This is a genomic window from Nocardia vaccinii NBRC 15922 (genome assembly GCF_001613305.1).
Classification (GTDB): domain Bacteria; phylum Actinomycetota; class Actinomycetes; order Mycobacteriales; family Mycobacteriaceae; genus Nocardia; species Nocardia vaccinii.
This window is the reverse complement of record NZ_BDCC01000049.1, coordinates 39944-60931: the sequence shown is the minus strand read 5'-3', so window position 1 is coordinate 60931 and position 20988 is coordinate 39944. Positions and strand designations below refer to the sequence as shown.

The window sequence follows — 20988 nt, the reverse complement described above, 5'->3', positions numbered from 1 at the left end:
CTGCTGGAGCATCTTTCGGGTTGATCGTCAGGCTCGAGCGGCGTCGCGCGCGAGGGCGCGGTCACGCTGTTCCTCGAACCGCGGTATCTGTGTGTGTTCGAGGTCGTCCAGGTAGGCGGCGAGCCGGTCGCGCGCTTGCTCACCGCGAGGACCGAAGTCGTTGCGACCGAAGATATTCCATTGACGGATGACGGGTTGCAGGACTTCTTGCAGGTGCTGGCGCAGGTCGTAGATGCCGTGCTTGGCCATCAGAACACCGTGGCGGCGGAAGTTGGGCATACCGGTGCCGGGCATGCGGAAGTTCTCCACGATGATGTCGATCGCCTCGATGGCCTGATCCGGGACGAGGTCCAGGGCGGCGCCGCACATCGTGCGGTAGAAGATCATGTGCAGGTTCTCATCGAGCGCTACCCGCTGCAGCATGCGGTCGGCGACCGGGTCCTGGCACACGGCGGCGGTGTTGCGGTGACTGATCCGGGTAGCCAGCTCCTGGAACGACACGTAGGCGACCGAGTACAGGAACCCGGCCTGGCCGTGGGCGACGATCTGGTCGATCGGCGCAGCGAAGCCGTGGGTCATGTGGGTCATGCGGTCGTTCTCCAGAGCGACGGGATCGACTCCGCGAGTGAGAACGAGGTAGTCGCGAATCACCGTGGAGTGTCGGGCTTCTTCAGCCGTCCAGCGACCGACCCAGGATCCCCAGGCGCCGTCCTGGGAGAAGTTCTCGGCGATGGTGCGGTGGTAGGAGGGCAGATTGTCCTCGGTGAGCAGGTTCGTGATCAACGCGGCTCTGGCCACATCCGACAGCCGGGATTGCCCGGGTTCCCAATCGATGCCGCCGAGCAGGGCGAAGTTGCGCCCGGAGTCCCAGGGCACGTAGTCGTGCGGATGCCAGTCCTTGGCCATGGACAGATGCTGGTTCAGTGCGTTCGCCGCGTTGGGTTCGAGTTCCGTGAGGATCTCCAACTGCGTCAATTCACGTGTCAATGTCGTTGTCTGCCTTTCTCGTTGCCGAACATTGGATGTCGCAGTCACCGAGTGCGGTTACCCGGTGCTGGCGGCGTCGTCGCCGCGGGGTGTGAGCAGGGTCAGGCCGGTGCCGTAACGGCGGTACAGCAGATGCCCACGGCCTGAACTCGGGTCGGTGTAGAACAGGTACGGCAGTCTCCGCTCGCGCACCCGGTCCACGGCACCGGTCTCGGTGAGCGCCGGCGCGGGACGGGGATTGACCGTGAATGGTCCAGGCTCGCCGGGAGTCGCGCGCGTGGATTGGACGCCGCACTGGCGGGCCAGCCGCAATCCCGAGGGACCGGCGCGGTAGATGACGGCGTCCTGGCCGGTTGCGGCATCGGTGAACAGATGCACGTCGTAGTCCATCGCGTCCATCACCGCGGCGGCCCCCAGCGGCCGGCTGGCGGCCAACGAGACCGATTTGCGGCGGGCCAGTTCGCCCGGCCCCGATGTCTCCGGGAGCGGCTTGAGATCCGGCCATGGTCTGGGCCGCCACGGCGCCCGCATCGCGGTGATCAGCTGTTCGAGTCGCACCACGACCGGCAGCGCGTCACCCGGCCCGCGTGTGGGTGTCTGGATCCGCGCCGGTGTGTCACCGACGCGCAGGTTCACCTGGACCAGAAACGGGCCGTCTTCGGTGTTGGTGCCGGTGATCCGCAGGCGAGCGCCGTCCCCGAGGTCGAGGCGGTCCAGCAGTCGGCCGACCGCACCGGCGAACCGCTCGACTTCCAATGCGGGGACCCGGCCGCGTGCATACACGACCACATGCGGAAACGCCGTCGACACCCACCGGCGCGACTCACGCGACACCACCACACCTCCATCTTCTCGACCGGCCAGGCTCCGATCGCCTGGATCAGGGTGCTTCGCCGCCCCGACGCCCGAAAGGGCCGATAGACCCTAGCTAGGTAGTTTGTTTATTTCATATTTGCTAAACTAGTAGATACGGAGATCGGGGACGAGGTACTGATACTCCCCGCGGACAACGCCCCTGACCCGATCCCAGGTATTTGCCCTGTTTGCTAAACTTCGCAAACAACGACCGATGAGTGTCGCGAAACCGTCCACGGCGGGAAGGGAGTGGCTGACCATGCCCGGAGTGCGCAGGCCGCTCTATCAGATGAAGGCCGAGTTCTTCAAAACCCTCGGCCACCCGGTGCGGATCCGCGTGCTGGAGTTGCTGTCCCAGCGCGAGCACACGGTCGCGGAGATGCTGGGTGAAATCGGCGTGGAGGCGGCGAATCTGTCGCAGCAACTGGCGATTCTGCGCCGCGCCGGGCTGGTCGCCGCGCGCCGCGAGGGCCTGTCGGTCACCTACGAGATCACCAGGCCCGAGGTCGCCGAACTTCTGGCCGCGGCACGCGCCATCCTCACCGGCGTCGTCGCGGGCCAAGCGGAGGCCCTCGAACAACCCGCCTGAACCGGGCCCGTTCCGGACGGACCCAGCCCGACCCGCCTGTTTGCTATTTTTCTAAACTGAATACCCTGGCAGTTATGAAAGAGAGTTCCGCAGTGACCGATCACCCCGACGCCGTGGCCACCGTGCAGGCACCGACCGAGCACGACGGAATCCTGTCCTGGGTCAGCGACATCGCCGACTTGACCGCCCCGGACCGCATCGTGTTCTGCGACGGTTCCCGGTCCGAGTGGGACCGGTTGACCGCGATGCTGGTGGACAAGGGCACCTTCGTCCCGTTGGAGGCGAAGCCGAACTCGTTCTGGTGCGTCTCGGACCCGGACGACGTGGCGCGGGTGGAGGACCGCACGTTCATCTGCTCGCAGGCCCCCGAGGATGCCGGTCCGACGAACAACTGGGTGGACCCGGTGGATATGCGCACGGTGATGACCGAGCACTACCGCGGTGCGATGTCCGGGCGCACGATGTACGTCATCGCGTACTGCATGGGCCCGCTGGATGCGCCGGACCCGAAATTCGGTGTGCAGATCACCGATTCGGAATACGTCGCGGTGTCCATGCGAATCATGACCCGCTCCGGCGTTCCGGTGTGGGAAAAACTCACGCCGGGAACCGATTTCGTGAAATGCCTGCACTCGGTCGGTGCGCCGCTGGGCGACGGGCAGGCCGATGTGGCGTGGCCGTGCGACACGACCAAATACATCTCGCACTTCCCCGAGCGCCGGGAGATCTGGAGCTACGGGTCCGGCTACGGCGGCAACGCGCTGCTGGGCAAGAAATGTTTCGCGCTGCGCATCGCGTCGGTGATCGGCCGGGACGAGGGTTGGCTCGCGGAGCACATGCTCATCCTGAAACTCACCTCCCCGCAGGGCAGGACGCACTACATCGCGGCGGCGTTCCCATCCTCGTGCGGCAAGACCAACCTGGCCATGCTCGAACCGGCCCTGGACGGCTGGACCGCCGAAACCGTCGGCGACGACATCGCCTGGCTGCGGTTCGGCGAGGACGGGCGGCTCTACGCGGTCAATCCCGAGGCGGGATTCTTCGGCGTCGCACCGGGCACCGGCAAGGGAACCAACCCGAACGCGATCGCCACCATCGATCAGGGCAACTCGATCTTCACCAACACCGCCCGCACCCTCGACGGCGACGTGTGGTGGGAAGGCCTGGGCGCCCCGCCCGCCCGGCTGATCGACTGGCACCGCAACGACTGGACACCGCAATCGGAAACCCCTGCCGCACACCCGAACTCGCGCTATTGCACCCCCATCGAGCAGTGCCCGTCGGTGGCTCCGGAATGGAACGACCCGCGCGGCGTGCCGATCTCGGCGATCTTCTTCGGCGGTCGCCGGGCGAGCACCATCCCGCTGATCGCCGAAACCTTCGACTGGGCCCACGGGGTATTCACCGCGTCGGTGCTGTCCTCGGAAACCACCGCCGCGGCGGCCGGGCAGGTCGGGGTCGTGCGCCGGGACCCGATGGCAATGCTGCCGTTCCTGGGGTACCACGTCGGCGCCTACTTCGCGCACTGGCTGTCCATGGCCGACCGCGCGGACGCACAATTGCCGAAAGTCTTCCAGGTCAACTGGTTCCGCCGCGGAGCCGACGGCGCCTTCCTGTGGCCGGGCTTCGGTGACAACATGCGTGTGCTCAAATGGGCCCTCGAACGCATCGACGGCGCCGCCGACGCGGTGGAAACCCCGATCGGGTACGTCCCGACCGCCGGCGCCCTGGATCTGACCGGCCTCGACGACACCGAGCGCGAACTGGTCCGGCAGGCACTGGCGGTCGACACCGACGAATGGATCGCCGAGACCGCATCCATCGACGACTGGTATTCCTCGATCGGCGGCGACCGGCTCCCCGGAGCGCTCCGCGACCAACTCGCCGCTATGAAACTCCGACTGGCCAAGACCCTGTGACGGCCCCCGAAACGATCCGCTCACCCAGGGACGAACGCACGAAACCCACACTTGCACAACGCATCCGGTACATCTGCGGCGGCACCCTGCCGCCGCAGATGTCGGCCTGGGTGATCAACGACCTCACCGGCCCCGGAGCCGTCCGCCGCTACCTGCTACGCATCCTCATCCCGATCCTGGTGCTGCTGTGCGGGTTCTTGCTGATCCCCGGACCGCTGTGGATGAGACTGGCCATGATGGCACTGTTGTACCTGCCGCTGATCTACTTCACCGCCGCCCTCATGTACGTCTACCGCCGCGCACGCCTCACCAGCCACGGCCTCGCCCCCGCTCTCGCCGACGCCGGCCATCGTCAACGCGCCGCTGCCGAACGCGAAGCCTACGAACGCCGCCACGGCCGAGCCTGAACGGTCGGCCGCAACCTCGAGTCGACATCCAGATAGGCCCGTTAATTGCATATTTTCTAAACTAATAACCTAGTTGTTTCGTGAAGGAGTAATTGTCGTGACCGATCAGTCCGCTGCCGTCACCGGGACAGGCCAGGCACCGTCCGACCACACGGGTGTACCGGCGTGGGTCGCCGAGGCCGCCCCGGTTGACGGCCGATACGGCCGGAACCGGCTGCCGGAGGTTCCGCATGAGCAGTTGGCGGGGTTGAAACTACCTCTGGCGCAAGCACTGTGAGCGCGCGGGCGCTTTTGCCGGTCTGGTCCGACTGGCGCGCGGGCCTGCGTGCCCCCGGCGCGGACCTGCTGTCCGGGCTCATCGTCGCGCTGGTAGCGCTCCCGCTGGCGCTGGGCTTCGGGATCTCCTCGGGCCTGGGCGCGGCTGCCGGGCTGGCGACCGCGGTGGTGGCGGGTGCGGTCGGGGCGATCTTCGGTGGGTCTAGGTTCCAGGTGTCGGGGCCCACGGGGGCGATGACGGTTGTGCTGGTACCGATCGTCCATCAGCACGGTGCGAGTGGGGTGCTGGCCGTGGGGCTGCTGGCCGGGCTCGTGCTGGTGGTGCTCGCGGTCGCCGGGGTCGGGCGCGCGGTGCGCTATATGCCCGCCCCGGTGATCGAGGGCTTCACCGCGGGCATCGCGGTGGTCATCGCCCTGCAGCAGGTTCCGTCCGCACTCGGTGTCGCGCATGCGCACGGGGACAAGGTGTGGCAGGCCGCCGCCGACGCCGTGCACCAGTACATCGGCCATCCCGACCCGCTGCCGATCGTCACGGCGCTGGTTGTGGCCGTGGTGATGCTGGCCGGTGGCCGGTTCCTGCCGCGGTGGCCGTTCGCCCTGCTGGCCGTGGCCGCCGCCACGATCGCCGCGGCGCTGTTCGATCTGCGGCTGACCCGCATCGGTGCCATCCCGTCGGGTTTGCCGGCGCCCACACTCGGTTTCCTGCATCCGGACCAGCTGGGGTCGCTGCTGGCTCCGGCGCTGGCGGTGGCCGCGCTGGCGGCGTTGGAGTCGTTGTTATCGGCCACGGCCGCCGACTCGATGGCGGTGGGCACCCGCCACAACTCCGATCGCGAACTGTTCGGCCAGGGGCTGGCCAATATTGCCGCGCCCTTGTTCGGGGGTGTTCCGGCCACCGGCGCGATCGCCCGCACCGCGGTCAACGTGCGCTCCGGCGGACGCACCCGCCTGGCGGCGTTGACGCACGCCATCGTGTTGGCGATCATCATCTTCCTGGCCGCCCCGCTCGTCGGTCACATTCCCCTGGCCGCGTTGGCGGGGGTGCTGCTGGCTACCACCGTGCGGATGGTGGAAACCGCGTCGCTGGCCGCGATCGCCCGCGCCTCCAAGAGCGACGCGGCGATCATGGGTGTCACGTTCCTGGTCACCGTCGCCGCGGATCTGGTGACAGCGGTCGCCGTCGGCGTCGGCATCGCGGTACTGTCGGCATTGCGTGCGGTGGCGAAAGAAGCACGCCTGCAACAGATTCCGCTCGACGAAGCCGATCACCTCACCGAGGAACACGAACTGCTCGACCAGCACATCGTCGCTTACCGCCTGGACGGGCCGTTGTTCTTCGCCGCCGCCCACCGCTTCCTGCTCGAGCTCGCCGAGGTATCGGATGTGCATGTGGTGATCCTGCGCATGTCGCACGTCACCGCTCTGGACAGCACCGGTGCGCTGGTGCTCAAGGACGTGATCGGCAAACTCGAGCACCGTCACATCATCGTGCTCATGTCCGGGCTGCGCTCCGACCACCGTCGCCGCCTCGACGCGATCGGGGCCCTGCCCGCCGGCGGGGACGGGCACCTGTTCGCCCACACCCCCGATGCCCTCGCCTGCGCGCGGCAGCTGCCCCCCGCCCTCGCCGGAAGTGGTCGATGAGCCGGCACCCGGCGTCCAGGCTCGGGCGGCGGATCGTGACGGTGGACCGGATTGCGAGACCAGCGTCGCGCCGATCGCTCGCCTCGGGATCGAGCGTGAGCACCTGCGCGTGCTGACCGACGAACCTCACGCCGTTGCCCGGATGAGGAGCGTCCGGCCGGTGACGATCGGTTCGAATTGCCAGCACACACCGTGCTGATTCGGAATGTGTGGCACAAAGGCTCTACAGGTCCCGGATATTTTCGGCTACTCGGAGAACGGGTCTTATCGTGGGGCAGGAGGACGCCGGTGTCCCCGATCGGGCACCGAACGGTGACCAACCGACCGAGGTATTGACATGGAAGATGTCGAGCGAACCTCACTGGTGTCGCAATGGTGGCATGCACTCACCACTGCCGGGGCGGTGCCCGAACCCACGCCAGGAGCGCGACAAGCGCTGGGCGACCTGGTCGACGAACTGGCCGACGGACTGGACGCCGACCCCTTCGACGACGCCGCGGGTGCACGGGTCGGCGCCGCCCTGGTCGCTGCGGGCCTGGTCCATCCGGCAGTGCCGGGCGCAACTGCGCCGGTGCTGTATCGCCTGTCAGCCGAAAGTCCCCGATTCGACACCGACGAGCGGGTGACCGCCTTGCTCATCGCCATCGAGCGTGGCTATCACCAGGCGCTCCCCCGGGAGCAGCGACCGCCGCCGGAGACGCCCGAACAGTCCCGACCGTTCCGCCATATTTCGGACAAGTTGTTCCGCACCGCCGTCGAGAACTTCCCCATCGCCATCGCCCTGGGGGACGTCGACGGCAATCTGATCTACGCCAATCAGGCGATGAGCGACATGCTCGGCGTGCCCGTCGAGGCGCTGCACCGGATCTCGATCGCCGAGTTCGCCCATCCGGAAGAGTGGGACGAGATCAACGCGCAAGTCTTCGGCCGGCTCTTGCTGGAGCGCCAGGGGACGGTCCGCATGGAACGGCGACTGATCCGCGGCGACGGCAGCATTCGATGGACGTCGTTCTCCGTCACCTTCATACCGGCAAGCGGCGACCGGCCCGACTTCGGGCTGGCCGTGGCCGAGGACGTCACCCAACGGCACCAACTGCAGGAACAGCTGCACTGGCAGGCCCGACACGACCAGCTCACCGGCCTGCCCAACCGGCGCCTTCTCCTCGAACGAATCGATGCCATCACCGCGAACGCCGCCCCCGACGATCGCATCGGGCTGTGCTTCGCCGACCTCGACCGCTTCAAAGACATCAACGACCGCTACGGTCACTCCACCGGTGACCAGGTCCTGGTGGCCATCGCCGATCGATTCCGCGACATCTCACCGGACGGCGAATGGCTGACCGCCCGGCTCGGCGGTGACGAATTCGTCGTCCTCGTCTCGCCACCCACCGACGAGCATCGGATTGCCACCGTCACCGACCAACTGAAATCCGCACTGGCCACCGAGATCATCGTCGGCGACCATCGACTGTCGATGTCGGTCAGCATCGGCGCGGTCACCATCCCCATCGCCGCCCAACCAGCGGCCACCCTGCTGATAGCCGCCGACCGCGAGCTGTACCGCGCCAAAACCGACCGCGGCAACCGCAGGGCCGCGAACCCGCGCGATACCGACGAAGGCCGAGCGATCTGAACAACTGAGCAATCAGCGCAACGTCGTTCGAATTGCCGACACACTGTTCTGGTTCGGAATGTGTGCCGGCGGTCGCCGAGATCAGCTGCGCTCCAACGAATCCGAAGCCAGCAGTGGTTCGTATTCTGCGCGAAGGGAATTGAACTTCGGCCAGAACGAGTCCGGTGGGGAGGCCGTGAGCCTGGCTTGCAGGATGTCCAGGTGAGTGTGCCAGCCTGCGGCGATGTCGAGGGTCTCGTCCCGGGTCGGGAGCCGGCGGTGGGTGACCGTCAGCCGGACCTTGTCGGCGACCTGCTCTAGCACGAAGGTCACTTCCGAGTCGGCGAGGCCGCCGCCGGTGCTCCAGGTGTGGCGCAGCAGATGCGGGGGATCCCATTCGAGCACCTCGCCGTGCCTGCGGTCGGCTACCTCGGCGGGATCACCCTCGCCGGTGAGTTCGTGGATCCGGAAGATATGTTCGACCCGGCCGCCGGTGGCCTGTTCGAGCAGCCCGCCGGCCAGCCAGGTCGCGCGCTTGTCGATATCGGTCAGGTAGGCCCAGACTCGTTCGATCGGTCCGGGCAGCAGCCGTTCGATGCGGACCGTACCTGGTCCCACGACCTCGCCGTAGTCACTCATCTCGAGAATCCTCCTGCAGCAGTGCGGTTTCCAGAGCGTCGAGGCTCTGGTTCCAGAAGCGTTCGTAGAAGTTCATCCATTCGGCGCAATCCCGCAGCGGGCGCGGATCGAGTCGGCACAGATGGGTGCGCCCGTGCACGCTGCGTCTCACCAGACCGGCCCGCTCGAGGACCTTGATGTGCTTGGACGCCGCCGCGAGCGAGATGTCGAACGGGGCAGCCAGCTCGGTGACGCTGCACTGGCGGGTCGCCAGGGTGCGCAGCATCGAGCGGCGCGTGGAGTCCGATAGCGCCTGGAAGACCACGTCGAGCTGTTCCGAAGAATTCTCAACCACATGGTTGACTATCCCGCCTGCCCATGCCTACTGTCAACCCATCGGTTGAATATCGCGGCCGATTCACCCACCCCTTCAGGGAGAAACCCATGACCGAGCAGAATTTCACGACGACCTTCGCAGTGGACCAGAACCCCGAAACCGTCTTCGACGCCGTACTCGACGTGCGCGGCTGGTGGTCGAAGGCCCTCACAGGACGCAGCGAAAAGCCCGGAGACGTCTTCACTTACGAGGTGCCGGGCGTGCATCGATCCACTATCGAGGTCACCGAGGTCGTCCCTCACGACCGTGTCGTCTGGCGTGTCCTCGACGCCCAGATCACCCTCGTCGAGGACCAAACCGAATGGAACGGCACCGAAATCCGTTTCGAGATCACCCGCTTCGCCGACACCACCGAACTCCGCTTCACCCACGTCGGCCTCACCCCCGCATTCGAATGCTTCGAGGCCTGCCGCAAGGGCTGGTCCTTCTACATCGACGAGAGCCTGCACGATCTGATCACCACCGACACCGGCCAACCCGACGAAGACCCCCAGGCCCTCTCCCTGGCGAACGAGATTGCCGCAGCGACACCGCAGTGACCGAAACTGGTCGCCGACATCCCGACTTGCCTCACGATTCGGTTCCAGTCGCAATGGCCGACTGATTGCGGCGCCGATGATCGGCTGCCACATGGCGCGGCACGCGGGGACGTCGCCCACTTCCGGGGGTGTGACGTCCGCCATCGCGCCTGCCATCGGGGCCGCCGCGGCGATTTCGGGAGCCAGGCCGGAGAGAATTCTCGCCTTCCAGGATCAGGCGGTGAGCGGGACGACGATGACCTTGCCGTGCACCGCGCCCTCGGCGGCGCGGGCGTGCAGCGCGGCAAGTTCGGACAGCGGCACCCGCTGGGCGACGTCGACGCGCAGCTCGCCGCGATCGACCCGCGCGACCAGTTTCGCCAGCTGGTCGGCGTCACTGCGGACGAACAGGTCGATGCCGCGCACGCCGCGCTCCTCATCGCTCGGGGCGGGCATCCACACCGTCGTGTTGACCACGACACCGCCCGGCCGGACCAGGGTGACGAGCGCGTCCAGTTCGGCCGGGTCCACCGGGGCCAGGTTGAGCACGAGATCGACCGGCTCGGTCACCGCCGCGGTCACGGCGGTGGTGGTGTGGTCGACGACCTCGTCGGCACCGGCGGACTCGACTGCCGCGGCGCTGCGCGGGCCGGCCGTGGCGATCACGTGGGCACCGACGTTCTTGGCAAGCTGCACCGCGTAGCCGCCGACCGCTCCACCGGCACCATTGATCAGAACACGCTGCCCTGCCGTCAGCTTGCCATGATCGAACAGTGCCTGGTACGCGGTGAGGCCCACCACGGGCAGCGCGGCGGCGTCGGCCAGCGGGACGCTCTCGGGCGCCGGCGTCAGCACCTCGGCCGGCGCGATGACGTACTCCGCGGCGGCTCCATTGCCGTCCATCGGCAGGAAACCGACCACATCGTCACCGACCGCGATGCCCTCCACGCCCTCACCGAGCGCGTCGACCGTTCCGGCGACGTCGAGACCGGGAGTGTGCGGCAGCTCCACCGGGATGGGTCCCTGCATGAAGCCGCCGCGGATATTGCCGTCGACAGAGTTGAAAGACGTCGCGGCAACCCTGATCCGGACCTCACCGGCTCCAGGGACGGGCTGGTCCACGTCCTCGTAGCGCAGGACGTCGGGGGCGCCGTACTCATGGAAACGCACTGCCTTCATCGGATTCTCCCTTCACTTCACGTTGCTGCTTCGAATTCGAAGCACCTTCAATCACGGTAACACCACTTCGAATTCGAAGCAAGTGATACTTGATTCGCGGCGGCCACCCCATCGCCACGACGAGCTCCGCGACGATCGGCCGGGCCCGGTACCGCACACCCGCACCACGCGGCACTCTTCGAATTCGAAGCAGTAAACTCCGGTCATGCCCGATTCGACGCCGTCACTCGACCCCGTGCAGCTCGGCGCCTACTTCGACCTCGTCGAGGTGACCAGCCTGCTCCGGCACGCGGTCGAGCAGCAGCTGCGCGAGGCCGGCGATCTCAGCTACGTGCAGTTCCAGCTGCTGGCTCGGCTCGGCGACTCGCCGACAGGCAGTCACCGCATGACCGACCTGGCCGACGGCGTCGTCTACAGCCGCAGCGGCCTGACCTACCAGGCGGGTCTGCTCGAGAAGGCAGGTCTGGTTGTGCGAGCCCCTTCCGCGGACGACGAGCGAGTCATCACCGTCACCATCACCGACGCCGGCCGCGCACGGCTCGCCGAGGTGCTGCCCGGTCACATCGAGGTCGTCAGCGGCCTGCTCTTCGAGCCGCTCTCACGCGACGACGTCGAGGCCCTCGCCGCCCTGCTGGCGCCGGTGCGCGACCACATGCGCTCGACGCCGCCCCGCTCGGCCGCGCCACGCCGCCGCAAGAGCGGCGCATAAGGAGCCGCCTCGACCTTGTCGGACCGGGGTATCAGCCGTGGTTCCCGTGGACGAGGCGGATCGGGTACCGATGAGTCCGGGCGAGCACCGTCGTCGGTACAGGGGAATGACGAACTGCGGCCGTGAACCTCTGCGGTCCAGGCCGAGGGCGGATCACCTCCGGAGCCGATGATCCCCCACGAGCTGAATCCCTGAAATACCCGCAGCTCGAATCATGCGCTCGCCCCGGCAGTGGCGACGGGCGACGGCAGGAAACCAACGTCGACGAGGTACTCGATATGGCGGTCGATGAGTTCCGCGCTCATCGGTGCACACCTGATCGGAGTGCCGGCCAGAGCATGCGCGGTATTGCTGTCGTCGAATCGCACCTCGCCGTCCGAGCGTTGCACGGGGATGGCCGCGGCGCGGGCGAGCCCCTGATCGGTGGTGGCCACACTCGTCAAACGCGCGGCCAGGTCTGCCAGAGATGCCGTGGTCAGCGGGAATCCGTTGGCGCGCAACCTTTCCCACACGAGCGTCAGCGGAGCGGTGGAGTGGTTCATCAGATGGTAGGTCTGTCCCGTGCCACCGTGGGTGGCCAGGTGAACGATCGCGGCCGCCACATAATCCGCCGGGACCAGGGAGAATTCGGCGGACTCCGGCACTACCGCACCGAGCATCACCGCCGCGCGCACCAATGTCCAGAAGGCGTCGTCCGTGCTCACCGCTCCGGTCACCGCGCCGCCACAGACGCGGTCGGGGCGATGAACGGCCACCGGCAGTCCCCGCTCACCCGCCCGCGCGACCAGTTCCTCCCCCGCCCACTTGCTCAGCACGTAACCATTGCCGCGCACTTCGGCCGGTCCCGGACGGGCCGATTCGAGAACCGGAACGGCCGGCGGTCGTGCGCAGGCCGCGGCGACCGACAACGTCGACACGAAGTGGACGGGTATCGCCCCGCCGGCCGCGAGTTCGAGCACCTCGCGAGTCCCTTGCACGTTCGCGCTGCGCAGCCGGGAGTAGGGCTCGACGTGGTTGACCCTGGCAGCGTTGTGCACGATGACGTCCGACCTGCACAACGCACGATATTCCCGCGCGAGAAGACCGAATCCCGGCTCCGACACATCAGCGGCGAACGGCAGGATCCGCGGGCTGTGCCGCGGATCCCACAGCCTGTACCCGCGCAACGCGGACACGATCCGATCGAATGCCTCGGCGTGACTCCGCGCCCGGACCAGGCAGTAGATCTTCGCCTCCGTACGAGTGAGGAACTCGTGCAGCAGATAGGCGCCGAGAAACCCGGTCCCGCCGGTCAGCAGGACCCGCTGCGGCGGGGTGTGCACCGACCCGGTGGGTGACCGGATCGAGATCGACCGGTTCCACTGCACATCGGCAGTCAAACCAGACGGAAGTGGCGAGACGTTCTGCCGACCGCACTCTCCAGGCATGAGTCCTCCCGGATTCTTGTTGCTACGGCCTTCGACCGCTCGGTTCGCGAATAGAACCTTATTCAGTAATTTGGAGGATGGTATCCCGGTTTATCACAGACCGCACGGTATCGACCAATTGCCGTCGCGCGCTGACCCCGTTCACATTTTCGCTGGTCAGCCGGTTTTCGGAAGGCGGGGCCAACGCCGGTGACCGAATAGCGCCGCCGGTGTCACAATTGCGCCAACGGCTGTATTGGCCAGATCACCGCCCAGGAGTGAACTGCCCACCGGGCAACTTCGTGAACCCGCGTCGCACATCCGGGCACACTGGCCGAATTCCGTCGCCGAAGATACGAGAGCACAACCGTCAGCAGTATCGCTGCCGGGCCGGACTCCGTACCGGTTCGGTGTACCGGGCGATCGGGTTCGAAGAGGAACTGCTCGCCTCGATCCGGCGGTCGGAGAACATCCTGCGCAGGATCGAGCCCACGCGTCGCTGATTCGCCTCCGGGACACCACCCCGAGGGGTCGTCGCGAATCGCGCCGATCGATCGATGCCGACCGAGGGCTGCTGTGGCGCAATAGGATTCGGATCCTCTTCGCAACGACGGTCAGCTACGGACAGACGGCGAACGCATCGGTGCCGCGCACGCGGGGCCCGTGCGGCCGGCACGGCGATAGGGCCAAGGATAGGCCAGCGATATCGGTGGCTGATGCCGAGCGGCCCGAGGAGCCGGGCAGCAGCGGCTACCGGCTACCCAAGGCCCAGCCGGGTCGAAAGATCCAGACTCAGCGGGGAGGCGTCTGCGGCGGATAGGGCACGCCGTAGGGAGCCGGATTCGGGCCTTGGGGCGGCACCTGCGGCGGATACGGCATACCGTAAGGGACCGGGTTCGGGCCTTGGGGCGGCATCTGCGGCGGATACGGCATGCCGTAGGAAGCCGGATTCGGGTATTGAGCAGGCCCCGGCGCTGGATACGGCGTGCCATCGGGAACCGAGTGGACGTGGCGTTTGGCAGAGGCGATTCCACTCACGGCGCAGACGATCAGCGCGACGAGCAAGAACGGCACCGCCGCCAGATATACCAAGCGGAAACTGGCCATATCCGAAATCAGCTGGCCGATAACGGGTGCGATCACCGCTGCCAGGACGCCGAGCGCCGCCACCACCGCGGCCGCGATACCTCGCCGACCGTCGAGCCGATGGACCAGCACCGCGATCACTCCGGCGGCCGCACCCGTGCCGAGCCCATCGAGCACGCGCCCCGCCAGCAGCACGGCGCTGTTGCCGGCGAACGCGGTCACTGCGGCGCCGATGAGCATGAGGCCGACCGCGGGCAGAGTCACCGCTGTCGGAAATCGTGCCCCGAGCAGAAGTCCGAGTCCAACGGTGGGCAGCGCCGCGACCAGGTACGCGACGACACAGGTCAGCAGCACAGCTTGGCCGGACATGTGGAATTCGAACTGGATCAACGGCTTTCCGTCGGTCCGGTAGATCGCGGTCAGCAAGGCCAGGCCGATGATCGCGGCGAACCCGGGTCCGATCAGCATCCACCCTGCACGGTCGCCATTCGGCCGCGCCTCGGTCCGCTGTGGCGGCATAACGTACATGCACCTACCGTAGCTCTTGTTCGATCGGGTGGTGGTCCCTCCGATCGGAATCCGGTATCACGAAAACTGTTGTGCCTGTGCCCATTTCTTGCCGGGTCGATTGTGACGGCGCCATCGCCGATGCAGGCCGCACCCGCGGCCGACGATGTTTCGCACACCGTCCCTCGCCTCGGCAGTGCCGTGGTCACCGCGTCAGAGTGAAACCGTCGTAGTCGTCGGCGGCGACCTGATCGCATTTCTCGCGGTATGCTCCGACGCCGCCGATGTACGCGTACATCACCCTCGGCTTGCCTGGCACATTCGATCCCACATACCAGGAGTCCACCTTCGGATATAGCGTCATACCGCCGACTTCGTCGACGTGTCGGGTCCATTCCCGCTCCGCGTCGACCTCGGCCTCCATGGTCGTGACGCCCTTGGACCGCAACGCATCGATCGCGTCCGCCACCCAGTCGACGTGCTGCTCGATGGACACCATCATGTTCGACAGGACCGAGGGGCTACCCGGGCCCGTGAGCGTGAAGAGGTTCGGAAAGCCCGCGACGGCGAGACCGAGGTAGGTGACGGGCCCGGCGGCCCACTTCTCCCGCAGCGACGCACCATCCCGGCCGCGAATGTCGATCGCATCCAGCGCACCGGTCATCGCGTCGTATCCGGTGGCGTAGATGATGTCGTCGAACTCGAAACTCTCCCGCGTCGTCTCGAGTCCGGACTCGGTGACCCCGGTGAGCGGAGTCGCGCGAACATCCACGAGCCGGACGTTGGGACGATTGAAGGTCTCGTAATAGTCGGTCCCCAGGACCGGACGCTTGACGCCGAAGAGGCCGGCGGGCTGAAGTAGCCGGGCGACAGCCGGATCCGTCACGATCTCGGCGATTCGGTCGCGGATGAACTGGGCGGCGGTCTCGTTGGCGGCCTCGTCGGCGAGTAGGTCCGTGAATCCGACCAGCATGCTGACCAGTTCGCTGTCCTTGTCCTCCCATACCTTGCGGTAGAAGGCATTTCGTTCCTCTTCGCTCACCTCGAGCGCACCCTTGGTGGCCTCGGGTTGGGCGATGCCGAAGCCCGATTCCCGGTTGGCCTTGCGCACTTCGCGGTAGCGAGACTTGATCCCGCGTTGGAATTCGGGATCGATCGGGTGATTGCCGGCGGGAAGAACATAGTTCGCGGTCCGCTGGAACACGGTGAGCTGCTCGGCCGCTTCGGCGACCAGCGGAATAACCTGCACCCCAGAGGAACCGGTGCCGATCACCGCGACCCGCCGACCGGTGAAGTCCACCTCCTGCCCGGGCCAGTTGCCGGTGTGGAAGCTGCGGCCCCGGAACGTCTCGATGCCCGGAACTTCCACCATCTTCGGCACCGACAAACAGCCTGTCGCCATGATCGCGAACCGTGCCGAGACGACCTCGCCCCGATCGGTCGTGATCCGCCACCGCGCGGCGGACTCGTCGTAGACCGCCGCGGTGACCCGGGTCTGCAACCGCACGTCCTTACGCAGATCGAAACGATCCGCGACGTGGTCGATGTAGCGGAGCAACTCCGGCTGTGGCGGCAGCTTCTCCGTCCACTCCCACTCCTGCTCCAACTCCGGGTCGAAGGAGTAGTTGTAGTACACGCTCTTCACGTCGACGCGTGCGCCCGGATAGCGGTTCCAGTACCACGTGCCGCCGAGTCCCCCGCCCGCTTCGTACACCTGCACCGAGAGGCCGAGTTCGCGCAGCTTGTGCAGCATATGGAGGCCGGCGAATCCGGCTCCGACGACGACTGCGTCGATCTCGCGAGCCTCCTGCCCGGTCGAGAACGCCGAGTGCTCCGAGGTCGTTGTCATCGTGGGACCTGCCTTTCGATGTGCCGAGTCAGTTACCTGGTCGAAGGAAGAGCTGGGCGTGATGTGGCGGTCGGACGCTGTAGGCGATGCCGCCGCAGAAGTTCTTGTCCCCTCCCACATGTCGCTGCAACTCGGTTGACGTCACGAACTCATCGGTGCGCGGATGCTTGCCGAGCTTCGGCACTCCGGACCGGTACGGGTTGTAGATTAGCGGAAACTCCTTGCGCGCGTTCGTCGTTCCGCACAGCGCTGTCGAAGCCGCTTGCCGGACATCACAAACGCGAGCAGGTCGATTGCAGGCCGGATTCCACTTCGCCGGATGGACCTGGCCTCGCGGCCGCCCGCAAATATCCGGCCGTCGACAGCTGCAGCGCCGCTTCCCCCAGCTACGACCCGAGCCGGAACCCCGGACCAGATGACGATCGCGACGAGACCCGGCGATGAGGGCCGCGGCGGGCCCACGTCCGAGGACACGGTAGACAGGCCCGTCCCTACCGCCCGTCTCGCCCCGAGCGCGCCACCGATGTCGAGGAGTCGGTGAATAACGTAGTCGCCCTCAGTATTTCGATCTGTCGGAGATCAGCTACCGAATAAGGGGACGGGGCCGGGCTCGGATGGGTGACCGGCCCCGTCCGCGGTTCAGTTCCGCCGGTTGAAGACGTCGGTGCCGAATCGCGGCAGGCCGGGCGCGGCGGCGTAACCGAGATGTGGCAGTCCGAACTTGTCTTCCAGGCTGGCCAGCAGCGAGTAGTGGTTGTACGGCGTGTCGCTCCAGGTTCCGGGGGTGATGAACTTCGGCGAGATGGCCAGGGCGCCGACCCGGCCGCCTCCCGGACCGGTCAGCCCGGGCAGTGCGGCGTTCGGCCCGGGGCCTTCACCACAGCACGCGGAGGCGTCCTGCTGCGGGCCGTCCGACTCGTCGAAGGTGATGATCAGCAGACCGTCCTGCTGGAAGGCCGGGGACGAGGTGATCACCGGCACCCACCGCTGCAGCCACGCGTCCGCCGAGGCCAGACCGCCGGGTGCGCCTGTCACACACGGCGAGTCGTGCCCGTCGTTGCACAGGTCGGGCGTGAGGAAGGCGAAGTTCGGCGTGGTCTGCACACTTGCCAGATCGGTCTTCAGCGCACTGAGATCCACGTCCCGGGCCTGGCAGTCCGGCGAGTCGATGATCTGGTGGAAGTACACGAACGGGTTGTGCCGAGTCGCGTACTGACTGGTCGTGGTGGCCTTCTGGGTCTGATCCCGAGTACCGAGCGCAGGATGCGAGCACGGCGTGCCCATATCCTCCATATAGCCCTTCCAGCTCCGGCCCGATGCGGTGAGCTGGCCGGCCAGGGTGGGCACCGATGCCGGATACACACATCCCTGACCGACGGCCTGGCCCGGTGGCACGGTGCCGGCTCCGGCGAAATTGTTGTAGATCTGGCAGTCGGCCTGAGTCTCGGCGTTCGGGCCTTGGCCCGACAACTGCGCGATGTAGTTGTCGAGGCTGTTGTGCCCGATGCCGTAGTACTGGGACAACAGCACGCCCTGCGAGCGCAGGGTCTCGCTCAGATACGGGGCTGCCGAGCTGGGGCCCCAGGTCTCGTCGTAGCCCTTGTTCTCGAGCTGAATGAGGAAGATGTGACCGGGTGCGGCCGGCGCCGGAGCTGCACTCGCCGACCGGCCACCCTGACCGATTACGGCCAGGCCGGCCAGCAGGCCCAGTACGGCCACCAGCGATCCGATGCCGCGGAACGGAATTCGCCGTCGCAGAGTCGCTCTGATCATCAGAAACTCCAGCCGAGCGAGTTACCCAGGGCGCGAAGCGCATTCCACTGTTCGAAGTCGGCCACCACCGACGGGGCGCAGACACCGCCGAGGAATGGCGGCACATTCCATTGCGGCGCAGACAAATTCGGCGTCGCACCGAAATCGAGCACCTCGGCGATATTGCGGGCGGCCGCGTCCCGGGGGGTCAGCGGCGAGAGGTTCCAACGCCATTCGATCGCCTTGAGCACCGAGGTGTGGTCGTACACGTTGTGCGCGACGTGGCCCCGGCGGGCGCGGGGCGAGATGACCAGACACGGCACCCGGAATCCACGCAATCCCCAGGCGGGGTTGGCATCCGGTGCGGTCTGCGGCGGCACGTGATCGAAGAAACCGCCCCACTCGTCGTAGTTGATGATCAGCAGGGTGCGGCCCCAGGCCGGACTCTTGGTGACAGCCTGATACACCTGATCGAGGAATGCCTGCCCGGCCCGGATGTCGGCGTGCGGATGGTCGTCAGCGGAGGTGCCGGTGTCCTCGTCGAGAAACTTCGGGTCGATGAACGAGACCGACGGCAGCGTGCCGGCCGCGCAGGCAGCGAGGAACTCCGTGTAAGGGCGGCTGATCGACAGGTACTTCGTGCCCCACATAACGGTGAACGGGACGTCGGTGAAGTAATAGCGGCCGCTGACGCCCGCGGCGGCGAGCCGGTCCCAGATCGTGGGCAGCGTCGAGATCGTCGTCGAGTTGTGGATCCGATCCGTTTGCGCCGCATGCTGATAGAAGCGGTTGGGGTAGGTCTCGGCCATGATGGCGGAGAAGTAGTTGTCGCACACCGTCCAGGCCGGCGCGGCGTTGCTGTAGAAAGCCAGGTCCTGCGGCAGGTAGTAGCCGATCGAGAAGAGGTCGTTCGTCCCAGCCCGCAGCCACCCGTCACAGGCGCCGTTGTTGTATTCGACCCGGCCACCCTCGAAGGAGTGGTCCGGATCGTTGTACTGGCAGCCCTGGGTGGTGGCCAGGTGGAAGGTCCGCTGCGCGACGCCGTTCCGGTCGGTGAAGCTCAGCCCGGCCTGGTTGCCGTTGGCGCCGGGCAGCCAACCGAGATAGTGGTCGAAGGATCGGTTCTCCATCATGACCACGACGATGTGGTCGATGCCCGAATTCGCCGGAGCGGGAAGTGAACTGTCGGCTCGTGCGGTGTTCGTGCCTGCTGCCGCGGCCACGGCGAGTCCGGCAGCGCCGGCGAGTACCTGTCGGCGACTGGTCGGTCTGTCGATAAAATTGGTCACAGTGAAACAATCGTTCCGAGGATTTCCTGCGCATGTCTCACGGCACTCGCACAGCTGAGCCTTGGATGAACAGGTCACGACGAGACACTGATGGCCGAACGCCGAATCCGCCCTGAACCTTCTTCCGGGCAGAAGGCCCTTTCGCGCGTTCGGCCCTCGAGCGCGGCAGGATCGGCACGACGTTCAGGTACCACCTCCCGGCCCCGGCACCGATCGTGACCATCACTGCAGTGAAGCAGATGTGGCAGACGGTAAATGGGGTTGCGGCGCAAACGATCCCCGGTCAGCACCGGACCCGGCGTTCCGGCGCTATCGTGGACAGATACCCGTGAGGGAGGATCGCGATGGTTTCGGTGATGCTGCACCGCTACGTCTCCCGGCCCGAGCCCGTCCTGGCGAAGAAGTGGCGGCGTGGGAATTTCGACTCGCGTCCGACGACTTTCGAGATGTACGTACTCGAGCCCACCTCACACCGGGATTTTTGGCTGGGGAACGAGTGGACCACCTTCACAAGGGAACGGCCCAACACCGCCGGCGCCTCGCGCATCGAGATCCAGGCAACCGCGGACGAATTCGCCCGGTGGTCCCAGGCCCAAGCGTCCGCCCAGGACGCGCTGCGCGCCGCCGAAGTACGGCTTGTCCATCACCTCGGGCTGCGGATCGTCGGAGGCGATCGGCCGAGTCTGCGACGGGGGTACGGCTGGCGAGCGGCCCGTCGACGGTTCGACCGCTCGGGGCTGCGGCGGGCGTTCGACGAGTTCCGGGAGCAGCTGCACGATATCGACGGGGAATATCGGCCCGTCCGGGAGCTGATCGCAACACGCATACAGCAAGCGGAGGTGCAGGCGCAGGAACAAGCGGCGCAAAGGTGGGCAGCCCTCAAGCGAAAAGCCGAGCGGGACAAGCAGTTCCACGCGCTGGCCGAGCAAACTCGTTGGCGCTACGAGGTCGATGAAGCCGACCAGGTCGTTCACGTTTTCCGCGCGAACGATTCGACGATGACCATCGCCACACTCACGCAGATTCTGCGGAAGACCTACGGTGGCTACACGGTGCGCTGGAACGATCACGATCGTGTGGAATCCGAGCAGGCCAATGGCATCGATTTCGAAACCTGGTGGCGCGCGGTCACACCGGGCTCATGGGTCGACTCTCGAAAGATTCCGGATCCGCCGCGCCCGACTCCCTCCATCGGCGGCCACACCAGCTACGGGGTCGGCGGCCACACCAGTTTCGGCGGCCACTTAGGCATCTGAACTTCGGTCGTGGCGACTACACAGCGCCATCGGCGCTGGATGGCAGCCGAACCGCGCCTACTCGGCCACATCGATTGTCGAGCTGCGCGCGGCGTCCGGATCCGGATGGGCCCACCCAGCGACCAGCGGC

Annotated in this window: 19 protein-coding genes; 9 read left to right on the top strand and 10 right to left on the bottom strand. The window is 66.7% G+C overall.

Going from position 1 to position 20988, the window contains the following annotated elements:
• Positions 1-27: 27 nt before the first annotated feature.
• Positions 28-987, bottom strand: coding sequence for an acyl-ACP desaturase (locus tag NV1_RS27715; protein ID WP_067897586.1), 960 nt, complete (start codon positions 985-987; stop codon positions 28-30).
• A gap of 57 nt (positions 988-1044) precedes the next feature.
• The gene (locus tag NV1_RS27710) at positions 1045-1821 is read right to left on the bottom strand and encodes a sigma 54 modulation/S30EA ribosomal C-terminal domain-containing protein (protein WP_245713957.1); all 777 of its coding nucleotides are present in this window, start codon (positions 1819-1821) and stop codon (positions 1045-1047) included.
• Positions 1822-2101: 280 nt separating this feature from the next.
• Here NV1_RS27710 and NV1_RS27705 point away from each other — a divergent pair, with 280 nt between their 5' ends.
• The 6 genes from NV1_RS27705 (at position 2102) to NV1_RS27675 (ending at position 8313) form a co-directional block, all read left to right on the top strand.
• Positions 2102-2431: an ArsR/SmtB family transcription factor gene (locus tag NV1_RS27705; protein WP_067897703.1), complete on the top strand. Its 330-nt coding sequence runs from the start codon at positions 2102-2104 to the stop codon at positions 2429-2431.
• A 74-nt stretch (positions 2432-2505) separates the two neighbouring features.
• Positions 2506-4350 (top strand): phosphoenolpyruvate carboxykinase (GTP), encoded by a 1845-nt coding sequence (locus NV1_RS27700; protein WP_067897583.1) that lies wholly within the window; start codon positions 2506-2508, stop codon positions 4348-4350.
• Positions 4347-4757 (top strand): DUF5313 family protein, encoded by a 411-nt coding sequence (locus NV1_RS27695; RefSeq protein WP_169813413.1) that lies wholly within the window; start codon positions 4347-4349, stop codon positions 4755-4757. Before NV1_RS27700 ends, NV1_RS27695 begins: the two co-directional genes overlap by 4 nt.
• Before the next feature lie 97 nt (positions 4758-4854).
• The gene (locus NV1_RS27690) at positions 4855-5034 is read left to right on the top strand and encodes a hypothetical protein (protein WP_067897580.1); all 180 of its coding nucleotides are present in this window, start codon (positions 4855-4857) and stop codon (positions 5032-5034) included.
• On the top strand, positions 5031-6677 hold the full coding sequence (locus NV1_RS27685) for a SulP family inorganic anion transporter (protein WP_067897577.1): 1647 nt from the start codon (positions 5031-5033) through the stop codon (positions 6675-6677). The genes NV1_RS27690 and NV1_RS27685 overlap by 4 nt, the downstream gene beginning before the upstream one ends.
• A gap of 337 nt (positions 6678-7014) precedes the next feature.
• Complete coding sequence (locus tag NV1_RS27675; RefSeq protein ID WP_067897571.1) at positions 7015-8313, top strand: diguanylate cyclase domain-containing protein; 1299 nt, start codon at positions 7015-7017, stop codon at positions 8311-8313.
• 81 nt (positions 8314-8394) lie between these two features.
• Here NV1_RS27675 and NV1_RS27670 read toward each other — a convergent pair whose 3' ends face one another.
• Positions 8395-8931, bottom strand: a complete 537-nt coding sequence (locus tag NV1_RS27670; protein WP_067897569.1) for an SRPBCC family protein — start codon at positions 8929-8931, stop codon at positions 8395-8397.
• Positions 8924-9265, bottom strand: a complete 342-nt coding sequence (locus NV1_RS27665) for an ArsR/SmtB family transcription factor (protein ID WP_067897566.1) — start codon at positions 9263-9265, stop codon at positions 8924-8926. The genes NV1_RS27670 and NV1_RS27665 overlap by 8 nt, the downstream gene beginning before the upstream one ends.
• Before the next feature lie 89 nt (positions 9266-9354).
• On the opposite strand from NV1_RS27665, the gene NV1_RS27660 reads away from it, so the two are divergent.
• Positions 9355-9846: an SRPBCC family protein gene (locus tag NV1_RS27660; RefSeq protein WP_067897563.1), complete on the top strand. Its 492-nt coding sequence runs from the start codon at positions 9355-9357 to the stop codon at positions 9844-9846.
• Between the two features lie 213 nt (positions 9847-10059).
• On the opposite strand, the gene NV1_RS27655 is transcribed toward NV1_RS27660, so the two are convergent.
• Positions 10060-11004: an NADP-dependent oxidoreductase gene (locus NV1_RS27655; RefSeq protein ID WP_067897560.1), complete on the bottom strand. Its 945-nt coding sequence runs from the start codon at positions 11002-11004 to the stop codon at positions 10060-10062.
• Between the two features lie 205 nt (positions 11005-11209).
• On the opposite strand from NV1_RS27655, the gene NV1_RS27650 reads away from it, so the two are divergent.
• On the top strand, positions 11210-11713 hold the full coding sequence (locus tag NV1_RS27650) for a MarR family winged helix-turn-helix transcriptional regulator (RefSeq protein ID WP_067897557.1): 504 nt from the start codon (positions 11210-11212) through the stop codon (positions 11711-11713).
• Positions 11714-11925: 212 nt separating this feature from the next.
• On the opposite strand, the gene NV1_RS27645 is transcribed toward NV1_RS27650, so the two are convergent.
• The 5 genes from NV1_RS27645 to NV1_RS27625 all read right to left on the bottom strand — a co-directional run bounded on the left by NV1_RS27645 (position 11926) and on the right by NV1_RS27625 (position 19602).
• Positions 11926-13080, bottom strand: a complete 1155-nt coding sequence (locus tag NV1_RS27645; RefSeq protein ID WP_067897553.1) for an SDR family oxidoreductase — start codon at positions 13078-13080, stop codon at positions 11926-11928.
• A gap of 831 nt (positions 13081-13911) precedes the next feature.
• Positions 13912-14673, bottom strand: a complete 762-nt coding sequence (locus tag NV1_RS27640) for an MFS transporter (RefSeq protein ID WP_218027221.1) — start codon at positions 14671-14673, stop codon at positions 13912-13914.
• Positions 14674-14917: 244 nt separating this feature from the next.
• Entirely contained in the window at positions 14918-16561 is a 1644-nt protein-coding gene (locus tag NV1_RS27635; RefSeq protein WP_067897547.1) for a flavin-containing monooxygenase, read from the bottom strand.
• Between the two features lie 639 nt (positions 16562-17200).
• Complete coding sequence (locus NV1_RS27630) at positions 17201-18334, bottom strand: alkaline phosphatase family protein (protein ID WP_084525835.1); 1134 nt, start codon at positions 18332-18334, stop codon at positions 17201-17203.
• Complete coding sequence (locus tag NV1_RS27625) at positions 18334-19602, bottom strand: alkaline phosphatase family protein (protein WP_218027220.1); 1269 nt, start codon at positions 19600-19602, stop codon at positions 18334-18336. Before NV1_RS27625 ends, NV1_RS27630 begins: the two co-directional genes overlap by 1 nt.
• 344 nt (positions 19603-19946) lie before the next feature.
• Here NV1_RS27625 and NV1_RS27620 point away from each other — a divergent pair, with 344 nt between their 5' ends.
• Complete coding sequence (locus NV1_RS27620) at positions 19947-20858, top strand: hypothetical protein (protein WP_067897544.1); 912 nt, start codon at positions 19947-19949, stop codon at positions 20856-20858.
• Positions 20859-20988: the final 130 nt, after the last annotated feature.

Bases quoted from the DNA above. Each gene is read 5' to 3' on its own strand.
- NV1_RS27660 (WP_067897563.1), top strand. From the start codon at position 9,355: ATGACCGAGCAGAATTTCACGACGACCTTCGCAGTGGACCAGAACCCC.
- NV1_RS27700 (WP_067897583.1), top strand. From the start codon at position 2,506: ATGAAAGAGAGTTCCGCAGTGACCGATCACCCCGACGCCGTGGCCACC.
- NV1_RS27705 (WP_067897703.1), top strand. From the start codon at position 2,102: ATGCCCGGAGTGCGCAGGCCGCTCTATCAGATGAAGGCCGAGTTCTTC.
- NV1_RS27655 (WP_067897560.1), bottom strand. From the start codon at position 11,004: ATGAAGGCAGTGCGTTTCCATGAGTACGGCGCCCCCGACGTCCTGCGC.
- NV1_RS27650 (WP_067897557.1), top strand. From the start codon at position 11,210: ATGCCCGATTCGACGCCGTCACTCGACCCCGTGCAGCTCGGCGCCTAC.
- NV1_RS27640 (WP_218027221.1), bottom strand. From the start codon at position 14,673: ATGCTGATCGGACCCGGGTTCGCCGCGATCATCGGCCTGGCCTTGCTG.
- NV1_RS27630 (WP_084525835.1), bottom strand. From the start codon at position 18,334: ATGATCAGAGCGACTCTGCGACGGCGAATTCCGTTCCGCGGCATCGGA.
- NV1_RS27675 (WP_067897571.1), top strand. From the start codon at position 7,015: ATGGAAGATGTCGAGCGAACCTCACTGGTGTCGCAATGGTGGCATGCA.
- NV1_RS27670 (WP_067897569.1), bottom strand. From the start codon at position 8,931: ATGAGTGACTACGGCGAGGTCGTGGGACCAGGTACGGTCCGCATCGAA.
- NV1_RS27635 (WP_067897547.1), bottom strand. From the start codon at position 16,561: ATGACAACGACCTCGGAGCACTCGGCGTTCTCGACCGGGCAGGAGGCT.
- NV1_RS27620 (WP_067897544.1), top strand. From the start codon at position 19,947: ATGGTTTCGGTGATGCTGCACCGCTACGTCTCCCGGCCCGAGCCCGTC.